The sequence below is a fragment of the Thauera sp. ZXT1-4 genome (assembly GCF_052598215.2).
In genome coordinates this window covers 1-20,361 of record NZ_JBQWSN020000023.1, presented here as the reverse complement: position 1 = coordinate 20,361, position 20,361 = coordinate 1, and the positions used below count along the sequence as shown (strand labels likewise).

General features: G+C 61.1%; 28 protein-coding genes. 6 read left to right on the top strand and 22 right to left on the bottom strand.

Going from position 1 to position 20,361, the window contains the following annotated elements:
• Nucleotides 1-26: 26 nt before the first annotated feature.
• The 4 genes from ACUH78_RS14855 (at nt 27) to ACUH78_RS14840 (ending at nt 1,876) form a co-directional block, all read left to right on the top strand.
• A complete protein-coding gene (locus ACUH78_RS14855) occupies nt 27-224 on the top strand; it encodes a DUF6900 domain-containing protein (protein ID WP_445333857.1) in 198 nt (65 codons plus the stop codon).
• 94 nt (nt 225-318) lie between these two features.
• Entirely contained in the window at nt 319-882 is a 564-nt protein-coding gene (locus ACUH78_RS14850; protein WP_445333856.1) for a DUF3489 domain-containing protein, read from the top strand.
• A gap of 72 nt (nt 883-954) precedes the next feature.
• Nucleotides 955-1,356, top strand: a complete 402-nt coding sequence (locus ACUH78_RS14845; RefSeq protein WP_445333855.1) for a sigma factor-like helix-turn-helix DNA-binding protein — start codon at nt 955-957, stop codon at nt 1,354-1,356.
• Nucleotides 1,357-1,396: 40 nt separating this feature from the next.
• Nucleotides 1,397-1,876: a hypothetical protein gene (locus tag ACUH78_RS14840; RefSeq protein WP_445333854.1), complete on the top strand. Its 480-nt coding sequence runs from the start codon at nt 1,397-1,399 to the stop codon at nt 1,874-1,876.
• Here ACUH78_RS14840 and ACUH78_RS14835 read toward each other — a convergent pair whose 3' ends face one another.
• From ACUH78_RS14835 to ACUH78_RS14730, 22 genes are all read right to left on the bottom strand, one after another.
• Nucleotides 1,877-3,100, bottom strand: a complete 1,224-nt coding sequence (locus tag ACUH78_RS14835) for a site-specific DNA-methyltransferase (protein WP_445333853.1) — start codon at nt 3,098-3,100, stop codon at nt 1,877-1,879.
• Entirely contained in the window at nt 3,097-4,659 is a 1,563-nt protein-coding gene (locus tag ACUH78_RS14830; protein WP_510497569.1) for a site-specific DNA-methyltransferase, read from the bottom strand. Before ACUH78_RS14830 ends, ACUH78_RS14835 begins: the two co-directional genes overlap by 4 nt.
• A 178-nt stretch (nt 4,660-4,837) precedes the next feature.
• Nucleotides 4,838-5,224, bottom strand: a complete 387-nt coding sequence (locus tag ACUH78_RS14825) for a DUF6362 family protein (RefSeq protein ID WP_088862016.1) — start codon at nt 5,222-5,224, stop codon at nt 4,838-4,840.
• On the bottom strand, nt 5,217-5,420 hold the full coding sequence (locus ACUH78_RS14820; protein ID WP_020200558.1) for a hypothetical protein: 204 nt from the start codon (nt 5,418-5,420) through the stop codon (nt 5,217-5,219). The genes ACUH78_RS14825 and ACUH78_RS14820 overlap by 8 nt, the downstream gene beginning before the upstream one ends.
• A 1-nt stretch (nt 5,421) precedes the next feature.
• The gene (locus ACUH78_RS14815; RefSeq protein WP_020200559.1) at nt 5,422-5,886 is read right to left on the bottom strand and encodes a crossover junction endodeoxyribonuclease RuvC; all 465 of its coding nucleotides are present in this window, start codon (nt 5,884-5,886) and stop codon (nt 5,422-5,424) included.
• A gap of 125 nt (nt 5,887-6,011) precedes the next feature.
• On the bottom strand, nt 6,012-8,303 hold the full coding sequence (locus ACUH78_RS14810) for a phage/plasmid primase, P4 family (protein WP_445333885.1): 2,292 nt from the start codon (nt 8,301-8,303) through the stop codon (nt 6,012-6,014).
• A complete protein-coding gene (locus ACUH78_RS14805; protein WP_445333851.1) occupies nt 8,296-8,523 on the bottom strand; it encodes a helix-turn-helix domain-containing protein in 228 nt (75 codons plus the stop codon). The genes ACUH78_RS14810 and ACUH78_RS14805 overlap by 8 nt, the downstream gene beginning before the upstream one ends.
• Nucleotides 8,520-9,257 carry a hypothetical protein gene (locus ACUH78_RS14800; RefSeq protein ID WP_445333850.1) on the bottom strand — a complete coding sequence of 246 codons (738 nt, stop codon included), beginning with the start codon at nt 9,255-9,257 and terminating at the stop codon, nt 8,520-8,522. Before ACUH78_RS14800 ends, ACUH78_RS14805 begins: the two co-directional genes overlap by 4 nt.
• On the bottom strand, nt 9,254-9,742 hold the full coding sequence (locus ACUH78_RS14795) for a DUF6511 domain-containing protein (RefSeq protein ID WP_088861528.1): 489 nt from the start codon (nt 9,740-9,742) through the stop codon (nt 9,254-9,256). Before ACUH78_RS14795 ends, ACUH78_RS14800 begins: the two co-directional genes overlap by 4 nt.
• Before the next feature lie 9 nt (nt 9,743-9,751).
• Nucleotides 9,752-10,381 carry a hypothetical protein gene (locus ACUH78_RS14790; RefSeq protein WP_263125912.1) on the bottom strand — a complete coding sequence of 210 codons (630 nt, stop codon included), beginning with the start codon at nt 10,379-10,381 and terminating at the stop codon, nt 9,752-9,754.
• A gap of 51 nt (nt 10,382-10,432) precedes the next feature.
• On the bottom strand, nt 10,433-11,146 hold the full coding sequence (locus ACUH78_RS14785; RefSeq protein ID WP_445333849.1) for an ATP-binding protein: 714 nt from the start codon (nt 11,144-11,146) through the stop codon (nt 10,433-10,435).
• Nucleotides 11,146-11,904, bottom strand: coding sequence for a BRO-N domain-containing protein (locus tag ACUH78_RS14780; protein ID WP_445333848.1), 759 nt, complete (start codon nt 11,902-11,904; stop codon nt 11,146-11,148). The genes ACUH78_RS14785 and ACUH78_RS14780 overlap by 1 nt, the downstream gene beginning before the upstream one ends.
• A 2-nt stretch (nt 11,905-11,906) precedes the next feature.
• Nucleotides 11,907-12,188, bottom strand: a complete 282-nt coding sequence (locus tag ACUH78_RS14775) for a hypothetical protein (RefSeq protein WP_088862017.1) — start codon at nt 12,186-12,188, stop codon at nt 11,907-11,909.
• 5 nt (nt 12,189-12,193) lie between these two features.
• Nucleotides 12,194-12,670 (bottom strand): hypothetical protein, encoded by a 477-nt coding sequence (locus tag ACUH78_RS14770; protein WP_069376957.1) that lies wholly within the window; start codon nt 12,668-12,670, stop codon nt 12,194-12,196.
• Between the two features lie 11 nt (nt 12,671-12,681).
• On the bottom strand, nt 12,682-12,945 hold the full coding sequence (locus ACUH78_RS14765; protein WP_020200569.1) for a helix-turn-helix transcriptional regulator: 264 nt from the start codon (nt 12,943-12,945) through the stop codon (nt 12,682-12,684).
• Between the two features lie 174 nt (nt 12,946-13,119).
• On the bottom strand, nt 13,120-13,584 hold the full coding sequence (locus ACUH78_RS14760) for a hypothetical protein (RefSeq protein ID WP_445333847.1): 465 nt from the start codon (nt 13,582-13,584) through the stop codon (nt 13,120-13,122).
• Nucleotides 13,581-14,993, bottom strand: coding sequence for a recombinase family protein (locus tag ACUH78_RS14755; RefSeq protein WP_445333846.1), 1,413 nt, complete (start codon nt 14,991-14,993; stop codon nt 13,581-13,583). Before ACUH78_RS14755 ends, ACUH78_RS14760 begins: the two co-directional genes overlap by 4 nt.
• Nucleotides 14,990-15,463 carry a DUF2924 domain-containing protein gene (locus tag ACUH78_RS14750; protein WP_445333845.1) on the bottom strand — a complete coding sequence of 158 codons (474 nt, stop codon included), beginning with the start codon at nt 15,461-15,463 and terminating at the stop codon, nt 14,990-14,992. The genes ACUH78_RS14755 and ACUH78_RS14750 overlap by 4 nt, the downstream gene beginning before the upstream one ends.
• Complete coding sequence (locus ACUH78_RS14745; protein WP_510497568.1) at nt 15,460-15,675, bottom strand: hypothetical protein; 216 nt, start codon at nt 15,673-15,675, stop codon at nt 15,460-15,462. The genes ACUH78_RS14750 and ACUH78_RS14745 overlap by 4 nt, the downstream gene beginning before the upstream one ends.
• 89 nt (nt 15,676-15,764) lie before the next feature.
• Nucleotides 15,765-16,616 (bottom strand): OST-HTH/LOTUS domain-containing protein, encoded by an 852-nt coding sequence (locus ACUH78_RS14740; RefSeq protein ID WP_445333844.1) that lies wholly within the window; start codon nt 16,614-16,616, stop codon nt 15,765-15,767.
• Between the two features lie 17 nt (nt 16,617-16,633).
• Nucleotides 16,634-17,563: an ImmA/IrrE family metallo-endopeptidase gene (locus ACUH78_RS14735; RefSeq protein WP_445333843.1), complete on the bottom strand. Its 930-nt coding sequence runs from the start codon at nt 17,561-17,563 to the stop codon at nt 16,634-16,636.
• 13 nt (nt 17,564-17,576) lie between these two features.
• Nucleotides 17,577-17,906: a helix-turn-helix domain-containing protein gene (locus tag ACUH78_RS14730; RefSeq protein WP_013517374.1), complete on the bottom strand. Its 330-nt coding sequence runs from the start codon at nt 17,904-17,906 to the stop codon at nt 17,577-17,579.
• Between the two features lie 265 nt (nt 17,907-18,171).
• Here ACUH78_RS14730 and ACUH78_RS14725 point away from each other — a divergent pair, with 265 nt between their 5' ends.
• Nucleotides 18,172-19,386 (top strand): hypothetical protein, encoded by a 1,215-nt coding sequence (locus ACUH78_RS14725; protein WP_445333842.1) that lies wholly within the window; start codon nt 18,172-18,174, stop codon nt 19,384-19,386.
• 3 nt (nt 19,387-19,389) lie between these two features.
• The gene (locus ACUH78_RS14720; protein WP_445333841.1) at nt 19,390-20,361 is read left to right on the top strand and encodes a hypothetical protein; all 972 of its coding nucleotides are present in this window, start codon (nt 19,390-19,392) and stop codon (nt 20,359-20,361) included.

The window sequence follows — 20,361 nt, the reverse complement described above, 5'->3', positions numbered from 1 at the left end:
CATCAACACCATGAAAGGACACGGACATGAGCAAGCTCGAACAACTCCTGACCCAGATCGCGCAAAACAAGCTAGGCATCGAAACCCTGGAAACCCGCCGCTCGGACAGCCTCGATTTCCACGATGTAGCGGTCTGGTGCCTACGCGATGCGCTTGAAGCCGCCTTCAACGCGGGTCTTGAGCAGGGGAGCAATGCCAACCCGTCAGACAAGGCCGACACCTGATTGCGAAGCGAAGAAGCCAAGCAGAAAGCGCTTGGCTTCACTTGAGAACAGCGCGTTCATCACATCACCGTCCACCACATCGAAGGATCAAAACATGACCACCACCCAACTGACCCCTGCCCAGCACGCGATCCTGGTCCACGCGGTTGAACACACCAGCGGCAAGATCGACTGGTTCCCCGACAACATCAAAGGCGGCGCACGCAAGAAGGTGCTCGACGGACTTTTCAACCGCGCACTGATCACCACCGACGGCACCGACTGGTTTGTCGCTGCGGAGGGCTATGACGCCCTGGGCATTCCGCGTCCCGACGTGAATAGGAAGGACAGCGGTCAGTCCGAAGCCAATCTCGACCAGATCATTGCCAACGCTGAAGGCGCGCCTGCGGCCGCGAGCGATCCCGAACTGGAAGCCTTTGTTACCGCCGCCGAAGCAACGTGGGTCAAGCCGCGCTCCCGCGAGAACAGCAAGCAGGCCGAAGTGATCCGGATGCTGCAACGCCCCGAGGGCGCAACCATCGGCCAGATCTGCACCGCCACCGGTTGGCAGGCGCACACGGTGCGCGGCACCTTCGCCGGAGCCTTCAAGAAGAGGCTTGGTCTGAACATCGTCTCGGACAAGCCACAGGGTGGCGAACGGGTATACAGACTTGCTTGAAGATCACTTGCCATCGCCATACGACCTCCGATAAAATCGATAAACAAATTATCGATTTTATCGGAGGTCGCTATGGGTGACGAAACTGGCAAGCCTGCGTACAAGATTCAAGCCGAAAGTCGCGTCATGTCTCGTTCGGAAACAGCTGCCGCAAAGCGCAGCATGGCCGAACTAAGCAAGTCGCTCGGCGTTATCCAGCAGCAGCTCATTAACACGCCTGTCGATCAAACCAACGCACAAGCTGTTGCAGAGAGACTGCTTGCCGCCTCGGCCTTGCGTGAGTCTCTTAAACGACACGAGCAACAAATTCTGTCTGCTCTTCCTCAGACGAAAGGCGGAAAACTCTCTGACAGGGAGCGTCAGGAGATTTCCGCCTACTATCAAACAGGTCACTTCACGCAGGATGCGCTGGCAGATCAGTATGGCGTTAGCCAATCCACGATTCACGAAATCATTTCTTCCCAGAAGACCTGAGCAAGAGCATTCACCAACTTAAACATTGAGGGGAAAAATCATGGAAGAAAAACCTGCTGGCACAGCGAACATCTTGCATCAAAACGCCATCTATGAAGATCTCTGCGAGGAATACTCTCCTGAGGTGGCTAATGCGCTTACTAGCAAAAACCTTCAGCGCCAGGGTGTCAATGTGCCACCTGAAGGGTGCGGGCATTGGCACACAATTAACAAGGCAGCAGCAGATCAGAAGCTCGATTTGGAACAAGAACGCGCCATCGCAGAGAACCAAGCCAAAGAGGTTGCCGATGGAATGCTTCAGATCGCAGCAAGTAGCCAACCCGTTTCTTCTGCAAGTGTCCAACCAGTTCAGGAGGAAGAAATCGATTCATATTTCGACGACGAGGACGGGGACGCCGTCGACGAAGATTCAGAAAATGATGAGTTGCCATCCCTTGCTGATATGTACGGTTACGAAAACGACGAGGACAATGAAGAAGCAGCACTTGATGATGTGTTAAAGGCTCAAGAACAGGGTTGATCAGTCCACGCCATCCGCCTCGCGGATAGCCGTCTGGCCGGTGAAGTCCTCCCACCGGCGCACGATCACATCCACGTACTTCGGATCGAGTTCGATCAGCCGCGCGACGCGACCTGATTTTTCGGCCGCAATCAACGTTGTGCCAGAACCACCGAACGGATCGAGCACCACGTTCCCCGGGCGGCTCGAGTTGCGGATGGCTCGCTCGACCAGTTCCACCGGCTTCATCGTCGGATGCAGATCGTTCTTCTGCGGCTTCTTGATCGCCCACACATCGCCCTGATCGCGGTCACCACACCAGTGGCGTTGCGCACCCTCGGGCCATCCGTACAAGATCGGTTCGTACTGGCGCTGGTAGTCGGCACGGCCCAGCGTGAAGGTATTCTTGGCCCAGATGATGAACGTCGACCACTTGCCACCGGCGGCGCGAAAGGCGGCATGCAGCACATCCAGCTCGCTGGATGACATCGCCACATAGATGCCGCCCCGGCAGTTCGCCACAGTAGGCGTCAATGCTGCCAACAGGAAGTCGTAGAAGCCATCGCCCAAGTTGTCGTTGAGGATCGCGCGATCCTTGCCGCGCATCTTGTCCTTGGCACTGTTGGCGTAGTTCACGTTGTACGGCGGGTCGGTGAAGACCATGTCTGCTACATCGCCCTGCATCAGCCGGGCATAGCTCTCGGCCACAGTCGAGTCGCCGCACAGCAGGCGGTGCTGACCCATGATCCAGACATCGCCCGGGCGCGAGATGGGTGTCTCGCCAACCTCCGGTACCGCGTCCTCATCGGTCTGGCCCCCATTGTCCGGCTCGTCACCCGCGATCAGTTCGGCCAGCGCGTCGGCGTCGAAGCCGGTGATGTCCAGATCGAAACCTTCCAACTGCAAGGCCTCCAGCTCGATGCGCAACATGGCGTCATCCCAGCCAGCGTTCTCCGCGATGCGGTTGTCAGCGATGACCAAGGCGCGGCGCTGGGTCGGGCTCAGGTGATCAAGGACGACCACGGGCACGATCTCAAGCCCAAGTTTCTGCGCAGCGGCCAAGCGTCCGTGCCCAGCGACGATGATGCCGTCACTGCCTGCAAGGATCGGATTGGTGAAGCCAAACTCGGCAATCGATGCGGCGATCTGCGCCACCTGATCATCCGAGTGCGTCCGCGCATTGCGGGCATAGGGCAATAGTTTGGCTGTCGGCCACTGCTCGATCTTGTCGGCCAGCCAGTTCATGCCGCCACCTCCATTTCGCGTTCAGTGGCGATCTCGTCGAAAGATTGGCCGGTGGCGATGAGCGTGACCGGCACGCCGGGGTGGTTTTGCTGAAAGCGCTTGATGGCCACGTCCACGTACTCCGGCGCAATCTCGACGCTGCGACAAATACGGCCAGTGCGCTGCGCGGCCAGCATCGTCGTGCCACTGCCGCCGAACGGCTCGAACACGATGTCTCCGGCGTCGGTGTAGGACTCGATGGCGAACTCCGGCAACGCCACCGGGAAGACGGCGGGGTGATCAATGTCCTGACCGATCTTGCCCTTGTGGCGCATCACGCGAATCACTGAGTCGGGGATTCGGGTGTCTTGCGTCGGTTGACCCTTGTGCGTCCAGCCGCCGACCTCGCCATCCTTACCGCGCATCGCCGTGGACGACCCGTCAGCGCGCAGGTGCGATTCCTGGCCCGCATGCTTGCAAGGCACGATCTTGTTGGGTTTGCGGGTGCTGCGATTGAAGTGGAAGACAAACTCGAAGCTGGGAGCCAATCGGCCCTGCCAGTCGCCGGGCATGCCTGGCCCCTGATCCCAGACGTACCACGCGAAGCGCCGCCACCCTTGCTGACGCATCCAGGACAGCCAGCCGTCCCAATAGGGGATGACTTCGTTGTCGCGGTGGATCAGCCCAAGATTGACCAGCACCTGTCCGTCGCACACCATCGGCAGATGTGCGAACACACCGCGCATCAGGACATCCCAATCGGCAATGCCGCCGGAGGTGTAGTCGCGCTGGTTGCCATACGGCGGCGAGGTAAAGCAAAGCTGCGCGGTGTCACCCTGCATCAGCGTGGCGACCACGGCTGGGTCGGTGGCGTCGCCACAGATCAACCGGTGCGAGCCGATGGCCCAGACATCTCCCTCGCGCGACACAGCCACCACTGGCGTGTCAGGTACGTCATCGGTCGTATCGGGTTCATCGGCGTTTGCACCATCCTGCGCCGTCGGTTCACCTTCAGTCGACGGGGCATCTGCGAGTAGTGCATCGATCTCGATGTTCTCGAAGCCGGTCAGCGCCAGTTCGAAACCCGCTTCGGAAAGCTCCGCCAGTTCGAGCGCCAACACCTCCTCATCCCAGCCAGCGTCAAGCGCCAGCCGGTTGTCTGCGATGACCAAGGCGCGCTTTTGCGCGGTGGTGAGATGGGCCAGTTCGATCACCGGCACCTGATCCAGCCCCAGCTTGCGTGCAGCAGCCAAACGACCGTGGCCCGCGATGATGCCGTTGTCGCCATCAACCAGTACCGGGTTCGTCCAGCCGTATTCAACGATGCTGGCGGCGATCTTGGTGACTTGCGCCTCGGAATGTGTGCGCGGGTTGCGGGCGTAGGGAATCAGCGCCTCGACCTTGCGGTACTCGACGTTGAGCGTATTCAAAGATGGTGTCCTGAAAATAGAAAACCCGCCGACGACAACCGTGGGCGGGTTTTGGGGTTGGTGCGAACTGACGGGGTGCGAACTGCGAACCGTGCGAACCTTGGTTCGCACCCTGACGCTAAAAAAGCGCCGCGCTCGCGCCTCCCGCATTGGCTTTTGGCCAGGAAGGACCCGTTGATTTCTGGGCTGCTTCCTCTGCCGTCACCTCTGTCCAGACGATAAATGAATACTACGCAAGATCAGGTCGTTTTGTTGCAGGGGTAAAAACCGCTGATTGCCGCGTGATGGCGCACATCCCCGACCATACGCGCCAAATCACGCCAAAACCCTACGCCACCACCACACCATTGAGTTGATCTGCGACCGTCTGCAATGCCCGCTGCCAATGCCGCCATGCCGTTGTGCGGTCGCAGGCAAAGCGGATCGTGATGTCCCGCCAGCCATAGCGCTTCGCGCGCATCCATACAAGATGACGTTGCTCGATGGTGAGCCACTGCACCCAGCGCATGACTTCCAGCATTCGTTCAATTGCCTCTGGACTCGGCGGAAAGGATCGGTACACCCTCTCGTCCGCTGCAAAGGTCTCCCATTCGCTTCGGACAATGGCGGGCCAGCAGTTGAAGTAACCCTGCACTCGAACAGGAGGCAACCGTCGACTGGTGCTTGCGGCCTCTTCAAACCGAGCGGCAACGTCCTCGATAGTCCACTTAGTCATTGCGTCGCCCTCCGTAGAGCCGGTCACCGATGCGTCGCACGATCTCGCGCTCGATGAAGTCCAGACGTTCGTCGGATGCGTTGACCACCAGGATGTGTTGGTCACGCCAGCCACGTTCCTTGATCGCATCCAGATCCGTGGCCTGAGGCTGTAGTCGACCGAGGGGGCAGCGGTATTGGGGTGTCGGCACCTTCATGTCACACCTCCTGCGTCTCGACAGCCCAGTGCAGCAAGGCCAGGGCGTCGGCTTCGTTGTCGTCGACTGGGGTGTGACCACGCAGGCGGACGGACGCGATCATGTCGTCCTTGCCCGCATTGCCCTTGCCGGTCGCGTGCTTCTTGATCGTGCCGACTGGAACACCCTGGTAAGGGATGTTGTGATGCTCACACCACGCGGTCAGGTGTCCCATGAAACCACCGTAGGCGTGCGCCGCATCAACGCCAGCGTGTCGTCGAACCTCCTCGAAAAACACCGCGTTGATGTGGTTGCTGGCCGAGAGCAGTTCGTTGAGCCAGCGCTTGAAACGAAGGAAACGCATGCCGCCCCCTTCAAATCGCTGCGGCTTGAAGTGCTCCGTGCCGCTGGTAATAGTGCCGTCCAGGTGCTGCAAAGCCCACCCGGTGTGTGTGCCCAGATCAAGGGCCAAGATTGTCGTGTTCATCGTCTTGCTCCAGTTCGGGGGCGAGTGACGGATGCGACGGGTTCTTTGGAGAACAGCCTTTACGTGCGCGCACGCGTAGCGCGTCAATCAGGAAACCCGTCAAATCCGTCACTCGCCCGGATTGCTCAGTCATCTCGGTAGGGGTAGCCATGGCTGTACGGCTTGGGCCTGAGGGCTATGCCCGTGATTCCACGTGCGCCCCCGGTCAGCCGACACTTCTCGAACTTGCGGGCCGCCATCAGTTCGGAGAAGCGCTTGACCGAGCCCACGTACTCACCCGCGCGCTCAGCCCATTCACGCCAGTCGGCGAACAATTCGGAAACGCCTTCGCGGTGGGTCTTGGCCAGCAGGCAACGCTCTTCGATCCACTGCCCGAGCGCGTCCTCGGCCTCGAAATACTCCTCTGTCGCCGACACCACACTGGCGGGTGGCTTCAGTCCTTGGCGTTGCCAAAGGCTGCAGCCCTCGACCGCCCACGCCAGAATGCCGTCCCGCTCCTTGAGCAGCTTTTCGGTCAGCCTGCCGTCACGCCGTTCGGGCGGGATCGTCACCGTGAACGGGATCAGGTGCAGCCGCCGCTTCATCGCCTCATCCACGTTGCGGATCGATGGCTTGTGGTTACCTGCGATCACCAATTTGAACTGCGGCACGTACTCGAAGAAGTCCTGGCGCATGAAACGCGCGGAAACCTTGTCGCCACCGGTGATGGCCTTGACCTTGGATTCATTCCAGCGCCGCCCCTGTTCGGTTTCGATGGATGACACAAAGCGTGCGCCGCGCAGGCCCGCCAGATCGGTCGGATGCCGGTCGGTGCGAGCCTCCATGAACGTGTCCATCGGCGCGTTGGCCGCGTAGTCGCCCAAGATGGTGGTCAGGACGTTGACGAACACCGACTTACCGTTCGCGCCGGTCCCGTATAGGAAGAACAGCGCGTGCTCGCTGGTCACGCCCGTCAGGCAGTAGCCGACCATCAGTTGTAGGTAGGCAATCAGTTCAGCGTCGCCGCCTGTGACGTCGGCCAGGAATGCGCGCCACGTCGGACTGTCGCCCTGCGGTGTGGCCGTGGTCACCTTGGTCATCCGATCATCGCGCCGGTGCGGTCGCATGCGGCCCGTACGCAGATCAACCACGCCGCCTGGTGTGTTGAGCGCCCAGACGTCGGCATCCCACTCCTCGGCGGTGGACGCGTGCTTGGGATCGGAGCGTGCGATTTTCTCGACGGATGAGATCGTGGCGGAGCTGGCCAGCTTGCCTTTGAGCCGAGGGCTGTCCGCCTTGAGTGACGCCATCCGGCAGATGCCGCGTGCGAGGTGAGACACGTAGAGCACCTGATCCGGATTCCAGCGCACTCCGGTCCAGACCAGCCATTTGCCCCAAAGCGCGCAGTAGCGCCAGTCCTCGCCATAGCGGCGTGTGAAGGCCGAGGACAAGCCGTCCTCCGTAGCCCAGTCGACACCGGTCAGCAGATCCGGTGGTGGCGTCTCCTCGACCGAGCGCATCACCGGCATCCGCTCGCCGACAGCGAGGAAGCCTCCCACATCAAAGCCTTCCGGAATGGCGTCAGCCGCATCCCAACCTTCCGGCTTGTCATCGGGAGGCACCAGGATGGCGACCGTGGTCGCACCCGCGTTCAGGATTGCTTGCGATGCACGGTCAGCGTAATCCCAGCCCGGCGCGTCCCGGTCAGGCCAGATCAGCACGGATTTGCCCGCCAGCGGCGACCAGTCGGTCTTGTCGACAGGAGCATTTGCGCCATGCATGGCCGTGGTTGCCACCACGCCGATGGCGATCAGGGCCTGCGCACACTTCTCGCCCTCGACCAGCACAACATGACCAGCGGCAGCCAGCCCCGGCTGGTTGTACAGCGGGCGCGGATCGGGCGGAGTCATCTTGCGCCGCTTGGCATCCCACGGCCGGAACTCCTTCTTGCGCCCGGGTGGGTCGTAGCGGTACACGACCGCAATCAGTTTGCCGGTGGCATCGAAGTAGTCCCACTTGGCCGTGGCAGGGCCGAGATCATCAACCGGCGCTTCCTTCTTAGCGCGGCGTACCGGCACTGATCGCGAACGACCGAGCAGATCAGCAGCCTCGTCGAGCACCCGGGGAAAGTCGGTGTGGACGTTGGCCCCGAGGTAGGCTGCGATCAAGGCAAAGATGTCACCGCCATCGCCCGTGGCACGATCCGTCCAGAGACCAGCCTTGTCGCCTTCGAGTACCACCTCAAGGCTGTCGCCCGGGCTGCCCAGGATGTCCCCGATCAAAAACTTGCCACGACGCTTCTTTCCTGCCGGAAACATCGTGGTCAGGACTGATTCCATGCGTGCGATCAGTTCAGTGCGAATCTCGTCCCGCTCGCTGTCATTGACGTTGCGCTGGCCCGTTTCTCGTGGTGGTGATGTGTCATTGAAATCAAGCATCGGCACCACCCTCGTGTGACGTCTGCTGCGCAGCGATCCAGGCTTCCAGCTCGTTGGGTTTGAAGCGAACCAATTTGCCGACGCGGTAATGCGGAATGCGACGCTCCTGTCGTTCCTTGGCTTGTGAGAGCCAATACGACGGCAGATTGAACATCAGTGCAGCCTGGCGCACGTCGATCAGCTGCTCGCCCAGTACGTAATTCAAATTCGAGGTATTCATGCTTGTGTCCTCCAGCAGCGGTCTTGCCACGCGCACATCCGGCATTCAAAGTGGGTCGAGTCATGGAAGGCGCGCGGCAGGAGCTCTCCCGCCTCGGTCGCCGTGATGACCTTGACCGCCCGATCCGACATGCGTTGGGCCAGTGCTGCGTCAAAGGGCACGAGCTCGGTGTAGATCTCCATCGTGTCGGCGTTGAGTGCCGTGAAGATCGCCGGGTGCTCGTGCAGTTCGAGATAGGCTTGGTAGATCGCCACTTGCGCGGCGTAGACGGGCTTGGAGAGAGTCAGGCCCTTCTTGTCCAGATCGCTCCAGGACTTGTTGCCGAGACACTTACATTCCCAGAGCGCGGGATAGGCGAAGCCATCGGGGCCGCCGACGATGACGCCGTCGATGTGGCCCTGCAGGCGGCCATCGGCCACCGAGAAACCGAACTGCTCGCCGTCGGCCTTGCGGGTGCGCAGGTCAAAGCCCGCGTCCCGGAGCCACGCGACCATGCAGTCCTCCATGACGTGACCGCGTTCGAAGATCCGCAGCATTCGGCCCGGGGTGTCACGCCCGTGGTCGATGGGTGCCTTGGCGTACTCGAACTGCAGCGCTCGCTCGCAGGCCACTCCGAGGCGCGAGGCCCCGAGGTACTGGCGCTCGGACTGGCGGGCGCGAGCCTGCTGCAGGCCCGTGTCCACCAGGGTGGTGACCTGACCCGAGATGCTCGATGAGGAGTTGAAGTCGATCATGGCTTCTTCCCCTTCGGCTCTTCCCAGGGCAGGTCGTCCTCCAGATCCGCGAACGGGTTGGCCAGAGGGTCGGGCGCAGGCGTCATGCCGCGTACCGGCGGATACTTGCTCGCCTCGTGGTGCGCCACCATTGCCTCGGTGTAGCAAGTGACGATGGCGTCGATCACTTGCAGCGCCTCGGCTTCGGAGTAGTCGCCCAGCGGCTTGGTGAAGCCAATCTCGCCCGCGGCCTCGCCGAAGGCCTTGAGGCACCTCTTCATCGCGGCCAGTTCGACATCAGACGGATCGATCATGACGACCTCCTTGCTGTCGACGCGACCTTCCTTGACCCGCAGCCAGTTGCCGTACAGCGCGTGAAACGCGTTTTGGCAGCGTTGCGAGCAGAACACCCAGTCGATGGGATAGCGCCGGGGATGGCCGACACCGTGACGGTTGTCGGTGTGGCCGAACCCCCGGGCCTGTCGTTTGCAGACCCAGCATTTCATCGGCCTCCCTCACTGCGCCCACGACGGCTTGCCCGTCACGGGTGCGCGTTGCGGAGCCGGTGCCTGATACGCAGGCGCAGCCGCTTGCGCCGGAGCGCCGGAATGTCCGCTGCCCGGAGCCTTGGGCGGCACACCCATCAGTTTTGCGTAGTCGGGGTGATCAGGCTCGACCGCGATCTTGACCACGTTCCGGTCTTGGCCCTTGCCATCCTTCTCAATGTCCACGCGCGCCAGAAACTCCAGACCATCCAGTTCATGAAAGCCCTGGATGCGGCGCGCGGCGGCGGCCTGCGGGCTGTTGTCCTGGGGGTGGACGTTGCGGGCGCTGTTGAGCGCGGCGCGGATGAAACTGCGCCCCATCTGGCCCCAGGTCGGCCCCTTTTTGGAGTGCAGGCCGATGTTGCTCCACATCTTGCGCTTGGCATGGTCGCCAGCCGTGACCACGAATTCAGCGGCGAGATAGATGGAGCCGGTTTCGAAGGACTCGGTGGCGTAGCCGCCGCCCCAGCCTTGTCCCGGATCGTCATAGCCACCGGGCTTGATGGTCATGCGCACTGGCACGACAGCGCCCTTGGGGATCAGGTCAAAGCCCGACTGTTGGGGATCGGCATCTTGGAAATCAAAATAGCTGGACGACATGGCGATTACTCCTTGGATTCGGTGGTGTTTTCAGTAGTGGGGGTGCCGGTGCTAACGGGCATGGGGATTGACGGTGTGCGTGACGAAGGCGCGGTAAGCGCTGCCGTCGTCGGCCTTGATCTCGGCCAGCGTCACGACCTCATCGACGATGCCGGGCAGCTCCAGGCTGGTCTTGCTACCTTCGATCTGTGGCACGAACACCTTGCGGTTGTAGTCATCAAGCCGTTCGTCGAGGATGGCGACGAACACCACGTTCTTGCCGCGTGCGTGCTGCAGGTGGGTCAGTGCGCCGATCATTTCCTGGCCAAGCAGGCCATAGGCAGCGCGCAGATCCGGTTTGCCGGAGCGGTCGCTGGTGGCACCGGGTTGCGTCTTGCACCACGCGAAGCACTGCCGGGACAGCTGCGTGATCGAGTCGAGAAAGAATGTCTGGTAGCGGTCGAGTTGCGTCGGGTCGCCAAACTTCTCGATGACGTGGTCGTAGTGCGCCTGCGAAAATGCGCTCTCCGGCGGCAGCGACTTGTCCGGGCCCGCGAGGAACACGAAGAAGTCGCGGCTCTCGGGCCACGAGGCCGGGCGGATGGTGTCGCCCGGCCAGTCGGCCACGGCGAGATCGCCCGCCTCGATGTCGAGGAACAAGGTGGTGGCAGGGTCGAGGTCTTTGAGCCGGGTGGTCTTGCCGATGCCAGATTTGCCCAGCATCAGCAACTTCACACCCTTGCGCTCGGCCAAGCGCTGCTGCGCGGAAATGATCGGAAGGGACATCACGCCACCTCCTTCAGTTGTTCCGCGACCGCGGGATTCCAGAGGATCTGGTAGCCGCTGTGGCCGTTGCGCGAGTACGGCATGGCTTCGGCCCATGCTTCACCGGCCTCGGTCAGCTCCCACTCGTCCCGGTCGTTGCGGAACTGAAGGCCACTGGATGCCAGCAACTGGTTCGTGGCTTTGGCTGAGCGACTCAGCAATTTGCCGAGCTGTGTGGCGTTGAGCGAGCAGATAGGCTCGTTGGCGGCAGGCAAAGCGCGGCGCAGCACTTCCGTGGTCAGGCCGGTGTTTTCCTGAATGCAGGTCAACGTGGCAGCCATTGCAATGCCGGTCTTGACGCCCGGTACCTTGGCGACCGCCTCGCCGATCAGCAGGATGGCGGTGACGCGATCTTGGGTCGGCGCGGGCAAGGCGGCCATCGTGGCGGCGGCGGAATACGCGCCTGTCTTGCGGATTGCAGGCAGCACTTCACCGGTGATCCAGCGCTTGAAACGCTTGGCGGCATCCTTGGTGCTGCCGAGGATCAGGGCGTAAAGCCCCGACTCGTTGACGTGGTTTTGGCGTTGACGGCCACCCGCCGTAAGGGTCTCCAATTTTTGGAGATCCTCGGCATCGACGTGGGACTTAATCGCCTGAGACGGATTACCCATCTCCAGCGCGTCGCAGACATCGGTGGCGTTGAACCACGGCTGCCCGAGTTCATCGACCTGGACGCGCACGGCGTGCGCTTCGAACTGGAAGGGAAGGATCGCGCTCATGATCAGGCCTCCCACGACACGTCGGCGATACGGTCGACTCCACGCGCGGCACGTTTGCGTACCTCGGTGTGGAGTTCTTCCAGCGCGGTGCGGCGGCGACCGAGCGCCAGCGATTCCGCGTTGGCCGTCTGGATGGCAAAAGCCAGCTCGTCCACAGTGGCGGCATCAAGCGGGACAACGACGTCCTTGCCGTCCGCGCGGCGATACCGGATTTCGTCAGGGAGGTGTTCGCCGTAGATGGACGGCAGCTGTTGACGCAGCGAGGCGATGAGATTGGTGCTCATGGTCATTACTCCGAATCGATGGAAAGGGTGAAAGACGGCTTGCCGGAATCCACAGTGCGAGCGGCGGCGAACTGCTGTTGCAAGGCAGGCGGCCAGTTCGTGAAGCGGGATTCGGAGACGGACAACTTGATGTCGAGGTAACCCTCGACCTTCTCGCCTGAGGCGACGATGCGTTCAGCGATCTCAGCCAGTTGCTTCTGATCCCAGCTGACCTTCTTGGGCAGCTCGAACTTCAGGTGCAGCAGGCCATCGCTGATGTGTGCTGTGCCGAAGTCACGGCCGGATTCGCGCAGCGCGGTGCGTGCCTGCTCGCCGTAGCACTGATCCAGTGCCGCGTCGAACTTGGTGCGCGCCTTTTTCAGCCAGTCGATGGCTGCATCGAGGTTCTTGTCGATCTCGTGTTTCTGCGCAGGTGGCAATGCGGCCAGCTGGCTTACGGACATCTCTGCGATGTCGGCGGGGAAGATGGTGATGTCATTCATCGCATCTCTCCTCAAACCGCCGCGCGTTCGGATGTCGAGTCGTGCAGCGCTTCACGCTCAAACTCGAGGATCGCGTCGACCGGGTAGCCGACACGCTTGGACAGCTTCAGGTAGCGTGGACCGCGACCCTCACTGCGCCAGCGCTGCAAAGTCTTGGGGCTCACGCCCCATCGTTGCGCGAGCTCGTTCTCGTTGAGCACGCGGCGATCACCGGGTGACATGGTGTTGATCGCCTGCTGTGGCGACCGGGGGATACCGCTGGTTGGTGTCTGCATGGAATGCTCCTGTGACGTTGTTGAGTAACAGGTGTCATTCCAAACTTCGGGTGGCGAACCTTTAAGGGACGCAATGGCGAACCACGACGGAACTCCAGGTTCGCCAATGGCCCAGTGCAGAAAAGCAAACGGCGAGCACATGGCTCGCCGTCATCGGATGTGTCTGGAAGCAGATCAGGCGTCGGAGAAACCGAGCAATCGACGCTGCGCAGCCCAATCGCGCGGCAGTTGCTCTTGGCGGCCACGCAAGGTGTGCAGATTCAGGTGGCGTGGCTGACGTCCTTCGAATATCGCCTCCACGATATCGGGAGCCAACATGGTCATGCGCAAGACCTCGGCAGCCCAGCCCGGTTCCACTTTGAAGGCGTGCGCCAAGTCCGTTGTCGTGGAGTAGGTTCCATCGTCGATCAAGCGCTTCCAGTAGAAGGCCTTGCCCAGCGTTTTGATCATCGGCACATCGAAGCCGCCGATTCGGTCCGCGATCTCGGGGGCTGGCGGTATCAGCAGCTTCCGGTTCTGACGGCGCTTGATCGTCAGGGGCACCAAGGTGACCCGCTGCCCCTCGCTGACATAACTGCGCGCCTCGGCTCCAATCTCGATGCGGACGGCGCGCAGGCGCTGGTGCGTCGTGGCATTCATGCCAAAGCCTCCTCGACACGCTCTTGGGACTCTTCGATCAAGGGATGCGTGCTGATGTCCGCACCGAATCCGATCCAACCGTCCTCCCGCCAAACGATATCCAGGCCGTGCCCGTGTAGTTGCACGCGTTCGATCAACAGCCGTGTGATCCGTTGCTGCTCGGCGGGGAACAGTTGCGACCACACGTCACCGATGCGCTGCATGGCGACCACCACCTGTGCCTCGTCCAGCGTCGACCCTGCCGGATGCTGCTGGCAGGATCTCCACACTGCGATCAGCATTTGCGGCGATGAGAGCGCAGCATGGATTTGCGCCAACACGGCATCTTCGATCTCGGCGGCTGGCAGGTGGCCCACGTCCGGAGTATGTGGAGCCAGGCTGGCACCGGCGTTGCGCCGCTTGTGCAGGTAAGGCACGTAGTAGCGGTACTGCCGACCATTTTTCTTCTTGACGAAGGAGTGCAACATGCGTTGGCCATCTGGTGCGAACAGAAGTCCCGCCAGCAGTGCCGGATGCTTGGCTCGGTGTTCGCGCGGAGCCTGCTTTCGCCTCTCAATGAAGGCGTGTGCCGCGTCCCACAATTCTTGAGAAATGATGGGGTCGTGCTGGGCCGAGTACCACGTCTCGTGATTGCAGATTTCACCGAGGTAAATGCGGTTACGCAGCAAGGTAAAGAGGTACTGCTGATCGATGCTGCGCCCCAATCGCTCCCGGCCGGACTGGGTGATCCATGCCTTGGTGGTATGCCCTTCGATTTCCAGTTCGCGGACGAGTCGCGCAGCCGAGCCATGCTCGGCGTAGCGGCGGAAGATGTCACGTACCAGCGCAGCTTCACGGTCGTTGATGACGAGCTTGCGTTCGACCACGTCGTATCCGAGAGGCGGGACTCCGCCCATCCACATGCCTTTGGCCTTGCTGGCGGCGATCTTGTCGCGGATGCGTTCGCCGGTGACCTCGCGTTCGAACTGCGCGAATGACAAAAGGATGTTGAGCGTCAATCGGCCCATCGATGTGGTGGTGTTGAACTGCTGCGTGACCGCGACAAAGGAGACGCCGTTGCGGTCGAAAACCTCGACCAGCTTTGCGAAGTCCGGCAGGCTGCGCGTGAGGCGGTCGATTTTGTAGACGACCACGGTATCGATCTTCCCCGCCTCGATGTCGATCATCAGTCGGCGCAACCCGGGCCGTTCCATGTTGCCGCCAGAGTAGCCGCCGTCGTCGTATCCGTCGTCGACGGCTATCCAGCCTTCATGCCGTTGGCTTGCAATGAAGGCCAAGCCTGCATCACGCTGTGCCTCGAGGCTGTTGTATTCCTGATCGAGGCCTTCGTCAGTGGACTTGCGAGTGTAGACGGCGCAGCGCTTCTTTGGCGTGACTGCGGGAATCTGGTTTCGACGCACTGAGCTCATGCTGCCCCCTTCTTCAAAGCTGGTGCCTTCAAACCAAAGAACACCGGGCCTGACCAATGGCTGCCTGTGATGCGCTTGGCCACAGCGGACAGGCTCTTGAAGCGTTGCCCCTGGTACTCGAAATCATTCGATCCGCGCACCAGCACACGATGTTCAATGTCGTCGTAGATGCGTGTCAGGACGGTACCGGGCAGTAGGCGTTGGCTATCGCCGCGCAGTTGCTTGGGCAAGATACCGGTTTCGCCAACCTCCTCAAGCTTCTTGCGTAGTGACGGTTTCAAACCGCCAAACGCGCGCTCTTGCATCCGGTAGGCCAGGCGACTTTCCAACCAAACCCGATGGTGGTGATTCGGCCGTTCATCGAAATGGTCGTCCCAGAGAGCCCAAAGATCATCCATCGAAAGATGGGGAATAGCCGCGACGCGGGCGGCGACTGAGGCGGGCGTTGGTGAGGTTGCGTGTGCTGTCATGGGCGAACTCCGTTGTTGTGATCGGGGTTCGCATTCACGCGCTGTTGGCCGGGGAAGCCAAGGCAAACGTGCTCGCTGTTTTGGGGGATGTCGTGCGATTGGCGGACACGAAGGCGCAACAGCGCGGCCGCCAAGAGATCAGCGATTTCTTGATGCCCGTGCCGTGGCCGTTCAGGTGATGTGCAAATGGAGATAGGTTCGATTTCTGTCATGGCAAGCGTTCCGATGGAAAACGCTGCTCATGCTAGAAACCAAGGGCACTTCGCGTAACGTGATTTAGCGTGAGTGCGCGGGTTTGACGCTATGTCTCTTTGGGCCGATACCAAGCCGCGCGCTGGCCATTCACTTCCCGATACCGAAGATCGAAAAGGCGGGATTCGTGCACGACCTGCCGCCAACTGCTGCACCCATACTTGGCCGGAAGTTGATCGGGATGCCTTTCTGCAATCCATCGTCCAGCAGTAGCGACCAGCGTCCACTCGTCGACCGCCAACTGATCTGCTGCCTCACGCAATGCGCGAACAATTCCGGCTGCGGGCCAATCCACCGAGCCATCCGGCGCTATGCCGTTGATCACCAGATCGCGGAAGGCATCGGACTGGGCAAACTCCGCCGCCAGACGACGGGCCTGATCCATGTGCTCCGCCCAGCCTCGCAGTTGCTCAAAGTGTTGATCGACGCGACTGTAGGCCGCCACCAAGGACTCTTGCGCACCACGGCATCCGTCCAGGCTCCAAAGGTCGTGCTGGTCGATAAAGTGGTGCACCAGGTTGTTCCGCAGCAGAACCAGTTCCTTCAGATCGTTTTGCGTCGTGTCGAAATCCTCGGCTGACATCCGCAAGCTCATCTTCATCTTGAACGAGATGATGTTGTCGGGCGCATCGGGTTCAGCGACCTCGTCTTGGTCGCCGCTGGTGACATACGTTCCGAGCAGCGTGCCAACCAACGTACCCAGAGTCTTGTTTGCGGCATCCGCAATGCGCTCCGCTTGGTTCGATTCGAGAGGTGATCCTGACGCGGAGATTTCGTGGTGGGCCACGATGGCCTTCATCAGTTGTTCGTACTGCTGCAGACGCAAGAGACAACGGCCCAGCATTCGCTGCACCTCGCGTTGCAAGATCTGCAGTTCTTCATCAATGGGTTGGATCGGCAAGCCTGTCATCGAGGGACTCACCGTACTGGCAATTGCCCGTTCGAGACGAACTGATCGAAGCTGTCAAAGCTCTCGCCGTCTTGCCAAGACCGATCCCATGACCGTGGTTCAGCACTTTCCAGTAGCAGAAGGGTCAGGACGCGATCTCCTGTGGTGTAGCTGTGCTTGAACTCCCGCAGCTTCATGTGTGGTGCCTCCTCCGGGCACCAGATCGCGGCAGACATTTCCGTGCCATCCCACTCCTGCTCAACGGTGGAATCAGCAGCCAGGGTGCCGGGTAGTGGTTCCTGCGGATCGTCAGTGCGCCGAATACGGGCGCGCGTCTTGACCGCGCTGCTGCTGCGCCATTCGTACTTCACGAAACCGTTGTCCCAATAGACAAGGATTGCCCGCTGCGTGGTGAATTTGATGAACCGAATGCACAGCGCCTCGAACGACACCTGGAACCGTTTGGCAAGCGCACTCAGGACATGCAAGTCGATACGCTGGTTCGAGATCCACTCGCGCAGCAAATCGCCAGGCATCAGCAGGTTACTGGCAAAGTCGTCCGCCTCACGTTCGATGACACGGATAGTGTCAGCGCCGGAGTACACGCTTTCCTTGTCGCAGTTGAAACTTTGCCGCTGATCGCGGTGAAGGATGAAGTGGCCCAGTTCGTGAGCGATGGTGAAACGCTGGCGCTCGGGGTTTGCCTTGCCGTTATAGAAGATGCCCCACTCTGCGGTGTCCTGTGGGTTGCGCACCAGCATGCCTTCGCAGCTATTGATGTCCAGCACCATCGGGGCCTTGATCTCCCGTACCCCTTTGCCGTAAGGCGTCTCTGGAAGCATCTGCCGGACGACTTCCAGATCCACGGCATCCGGCATGCCGTCGGCGTGCCAAGCCCGCAACCATCTCAAGACGGTGCTGGCCGCGATGGAACCAGTGAGGGGCTGGGATGCGCTCAATTGTCAGACCGCCTTAGCTCTTGTCAGGGAACATGATTTTGAGCGCCTGACGGTAGCGATCCTTTTCCTCGTCCGTCATTCCAGCGTACTCGCGGAAGAAGGCCACATCTTCTGGACTGGCCTGAGGAACCTGTTCAATGGGCTCGCCCATGATGTCCTCCATCGTCACGCCCAGCACCCTGGCCAAGGCCTGGACCCGTTCAGCAGAGGGACGCTGGCCGTCCTTCATTTCCAGTTCCCATATGTACGCCTTGGTACAGCCGACTTCGTCGGCGACCTGTTGCAAGGTCAATTTCTTCGCCTCGCGTAAGCGTCGCAGGCGTGCTCCGAACGCTGAAGCCATAGCGATGCTCCTGTAGGGGAAAACAGTCAGTTAACAAAAACAAGACCGCTAGTATAGCCGCGAGATACAAATAAGGTCTAGATGTGCCGATTTGATTGACAAGAGGAAATCTGAGGTTCAGAATCGCGCTTGTATCTCGCTGCTTTACTTGTGCGAGGTCCGTGTTCAGTAACCTAGTCGCTGGCCAGTGCAGTCCGTACATCGGTCGCAGACCTTCGACGCCGATCCAGAAAGGACGATCAAGATGAAGAAGACCTTTGTCGACGTGATGCTCGAGCTGCCGGTGGACGCCACGCTGCGCGACTTCTTGACCACCCACAGCCTGCCTGTGCCCGATGTCTTTGCCTGGGATGACACACCGGAGACCAGCCAGTTTCTGGTCGAAGCGGTCAAAGTCTGGCCCGACATTGCTGCCCGCGACCGGATGACGGCCAACCTCATGGCCAGCGTTCAGTTGGGCGATTCGGCAGGCAAGCAGGCGATGTTTGAGGCGGCCGTGACCGACGGTGCCGCTTTGGCGGGGTTGACACTGTGTGCAAGCGACATCCACCGTTCATTCTGGCTCTACGTCCACCACCCGGCACTGTTCGAGCGTGCCTATGACTTCAGCTTTTGGGAACAGCATGGGCAACAGACACAGCAATACGATCTTGGCCTGAAACGCCAACCGAACGGTTCGGATGCCAATCTGACCGCGTTGCGTCACGCCATCTCGGCCTTCTACAAGCGCGAACTCCAATGCGGAGACGGCAGCGTGGCGCACTTGGTCGAGCGCAGCCCGGGCGTGTTCCTGCTGTCGGTCCATGTCAAGGACATGGCGATGCTGCGTCTGGAGTTCGAGGGAGCGACCCTGAAACGCCGGGTCGGCAACCCCAACATCCACATGGTGCTGGAGTACGCCAAGTCCACCGGTGTGGTGCGCACGCTGGTACGCGGCGGCGCAAGGTATCAGCAAATGCTGGTCGAGGCCTTCGCGGAGCATGTGCTGGGCGTGAAAGCAAGCGCTCACAAGATCAAGTCGCCGACTCTGGATCTGTCGATGCTGCGCACCGGGTTCGATGTGCCGGATGCGTTCGAGGACGGCTTCTCGATGGTTCAGTTGAAGGCACTCACCCTGCTCAGCCCTGACACGGCGCTGAAGATCGAATGCACGGCGATGCAATCCAGCCAGCAACGCTCGGTGCACGATTTGCTGAAGGAGAAGCTGCCGGGCCCGCTGGAGGGGCAGTGGGCGGTGACGGCGGCGCAGGTCAATCTCTACTACCCACCCGAGCCGGGCAGGACTCGCCCCAAGGTGGTCACCATCGAAGTGACCAGCAAAGGGCGGCTGAACCTGCACAAGTTCGACGCCAAGATGCAGGCGCAGCTGGAAGGCTACTTGGTTGCGGTGGGCATCTTGCAGAAGGGCCAGACCCTCAGTGCCCAGGAAGGGCCGCCGGAGTCCGACGCAGTCAATACATCATCGGCCTTCGAGGACTGACCAATGACGACGCACGATGCCTGGGCCCTGGTTTGCCGCCTGTTCGCAGGTGGCACGCCGGTGCTGCGTGCCACGCTGTCGCCACGCGAGGTATCTGCTTTGTCTATGCTCGGCAAAGCCGTCAGGCCAACAGTGGTGGATCAATCTTTTGTGCTCTGCCCCCACTGTCAGCAGCATCGGGCGCAGGTCTGGGGCGATGGACGGGGCGGTCGGATCTGCCGGTGCCCGGAGTGTGGCCAGGTTCCTGTCGAGGCAATCGACGGTGCGGCGTTGGCCCTGGACGAAGACTGGCTGCGGCAGAAAATGCGCCTCGCGCTCGACATCGAGAGCCGCGACGACATCGATGACTTGGGCGACGGTGCTTGGCGGCTCGGTAATGCCCGCAGCTCGCCGGTCGTGCTGGCCCGAGAGCTGACGAGAGTGCTGCATGAGCCGTCCTTGCTGGATCGTGTTCGGGTGGCGGGAAGCAACATCCGGGTAATCACCCCCAGGCCGCGCACGACCCGTGGATCGCCCTTCGGCTCCGGTGTGGAATGGCTGGCGCTGGAAGAACGATTCACGTTCTATGGCGGCGGGATCACCCTCATCCCTTCGGTACCGGCTGCAGCGCCAGCAGTGGCCGATCCGGCAGCACCAGTGAACGGGCCGTTCTCAGCCGACTTCAAGTGGGCAACGCTGCCGGATGTGCAGTCCACACCAATCCGATTCACCCAAGGTCAGGCCAAGGTGTTCGAGTCGCTGTGGTCGTTCAAGGGAGTCGAGGTAGACGGCGAAAGGATCATGCAGCGCGCTGGCCAGAAGAGCGACAAGCCGATTGACCTGTTCAAGATCAAGTCGAAGGACAAGGGCAAGCCGGAGCACGAGGCTCGACTGGCAGCCTACGGGGCACTCGTCGTCACGCAGCAACGCGCTGGACTGTATCCTGAATCCGTGTTGTCTTCAGCGCGTACCCGCTCCGCGAGCCCCAGCGCATGA

Excerpts from the sequence above, each read along its gene's own strand:
- ACUH78_RS14730 (WP_013517374.1), bottom strand. The coding sequence starts at position 17,906 with ATGGCTTCAGCGTTCGGAGCACGCCTGCGACGCTTACGCGAGGCGAAG.
- ACUH78_RS14855 (WP_445333857.1), top strand. The coding sequence starts at position 27 with ATGAGCAAGCTCGAACAACTCCTGACCCAGATCGCGCAAAACAAGCTA.
- ACUH78_RS14760 (WP_445333847.1), bottom strand. The coding sequence starts at position 13,584 with ATGAATGCCACGACGCACCAGCGCCTGCGCGCCGTCCGCATCGAGATT.
- ACUH78_RS14785 (WP_445333849.1), bottom strand. The coding sequence starts at position 11,146 with ATGTCCCTTCCGATCATTTCCGCGCAGCAGCGCTTGGCCGAGCGCAAG.
- ACUH78_RS14795 (WP_088861528.1), bottom strand. The coding sequence starts at position 9,742 with ATGAAATGCTGGGTCTGCAAACGACAGGCCCGGGGGTTCGGCCACACC.
- ACUH78_RS14825 (WP_088862016.1), bottom strand. The coding sequence starts at position 5,224 with ATGACTAAGTGGACTATCGAGGACGTTGCCGCTCGGTTTGAAGAGGCC.
- ACUH78_RS14765 (WP_020200569.1), bottom strand. The coding sequence starts at position 12,945 with ATGCAGACACCAACCAGCGGTATCCCCCGGTCGCCACAGCAGGCGATC.
- ACUH78_RS14815 (WP_020200559.1), bottom strand. The coding sequence starts at position 5,886 with ATGAACACGACAATCTTGGCCCTTGATCTGGGCACACACACCGGGTGG.
- ACUH78_RS14820 (WP_020200558.1), bottom strand. The coding sequence starts at position 5,420 with ATGAAGGTGCCGACACCCCAATACCGCTGCCCCCTCGGTCGACTACAG.
- ACUH78_RS14780 (WP_445333848.1), bottom strand. The coding sequence starts at position 11,904 with ATGAGCGCGATCCTTCCCTTCCAGTTCGAAGCGCACGCCGTGCGCGTC.
- ACUH78_RS14805 (WP_445333851.1), bottom strand. The coding sequence starts at position 8,523 with ATGAATACCTCGAATTTGAATTACGTACTGGGCGAGCAGCTGATCGAC.
- ACUH78_RS14720 (WP_445333841.1), top strand. The coding sequence starts at position 19,390 with ATGACGACGCACGATGCCTGGGCCCTGGTTTGCCGCCTGTTCGCAGGT.
- ACUH78_RS14755 (WP_445333846.1), bottom strand. The coding sequence starts at position 14,993 with ATGAGCTCAGTGCGTCGAAACCAGATTCCCGCAGTCACGCCAAAGAAG.
- ACUH78_RS14775 (WP_088862017.1), bottom strand. The coding sequence starts at position 12,188 with ATGAGCACCAATCTCATCGCCTCGCTGCGTCAACAGCTGCCGTCCATC.
- ACUH78_RS14745 (WP_510497568.1), bottom strand. The coding sequence starts at position 15,675 with ATGACAGAAATCGAACCTATCTCCATTTGCACATCACCTGAACGGCCA.
- ACUH78_RS14840 (WP_445333854.1), top strand. The coding sequence starts at position 1,397 with ATGGAAGAAAAACCTGCTGGCACAGCGAACATCTTGCATCAAAACGCC.
- ACUH78_RS14790 (WP_263125912.1), bottom strand. The coding sequence starts at position 10,381 with ATGTCGTCCAGCTATTTTGATTTCCAAGATGCCGATCCCCAACAGTCG.
- ACUH78_RS14770 (WP_069376957.1), bottom strand. The coding sequence starts at position 12,670 with ATGAATGACATCACCATCTTCCCCGCCGACATCGCAGAGATGTCCGTA.
- ACUH78_RS14835 (WP_445333853.1), bottom strand. The coding sequence starts at position 3,100 with ATGAACTGGCTGGCCGACAAGATCGAGCAGTGGCCGACAGCCAAACTA.
- ACUH78_RS14830 (WP_510497569.1), bottom strand. The coding sequence starts at position 4,659 with ATGCGGGAGGCGCGAGCGCGGCGCTTTTTTAGCGTCAGGGTGCGAACC.
- ACUH78_RS14750 (WP_445333845.1), bottom strand. The coding sequence starts at position 15,463 with ATGACAGCACACGCAACCTCACCAACGCCCGCCTCAGTCGCCGCCCGC.
- ACUH78_RS14850 (WP_445333856.1), top strand. The coding sequence starts at position 319 with ATGACCACCACCCAACTGACCCCTGCCCAGCACGCGATCCTGGTCCAC.
- ACUH78_RS14845 (WP_445333855.1), top strand. The coding sequence starts at position 955 with ATGGGTGACGAAACTGGCAAGCCTGCGTACAAGATTCAAGCCGAAAGT.
- ACUH78_RS14810 (WP_445333885.1), bottom strand. The coding sequence starts at position 8,303 with ATGCTTGATTTCAATGACACATCACCACCACGAGAAACGGGCCAGCGC.
- ACUH78_RS14800 (WP_445333850.1), bottom strand. The coding sequence starts at position 9,257 with ATGATCGACTTCAACTCCTCATCGAGCATCTCGGGTCAGGTCACCACC.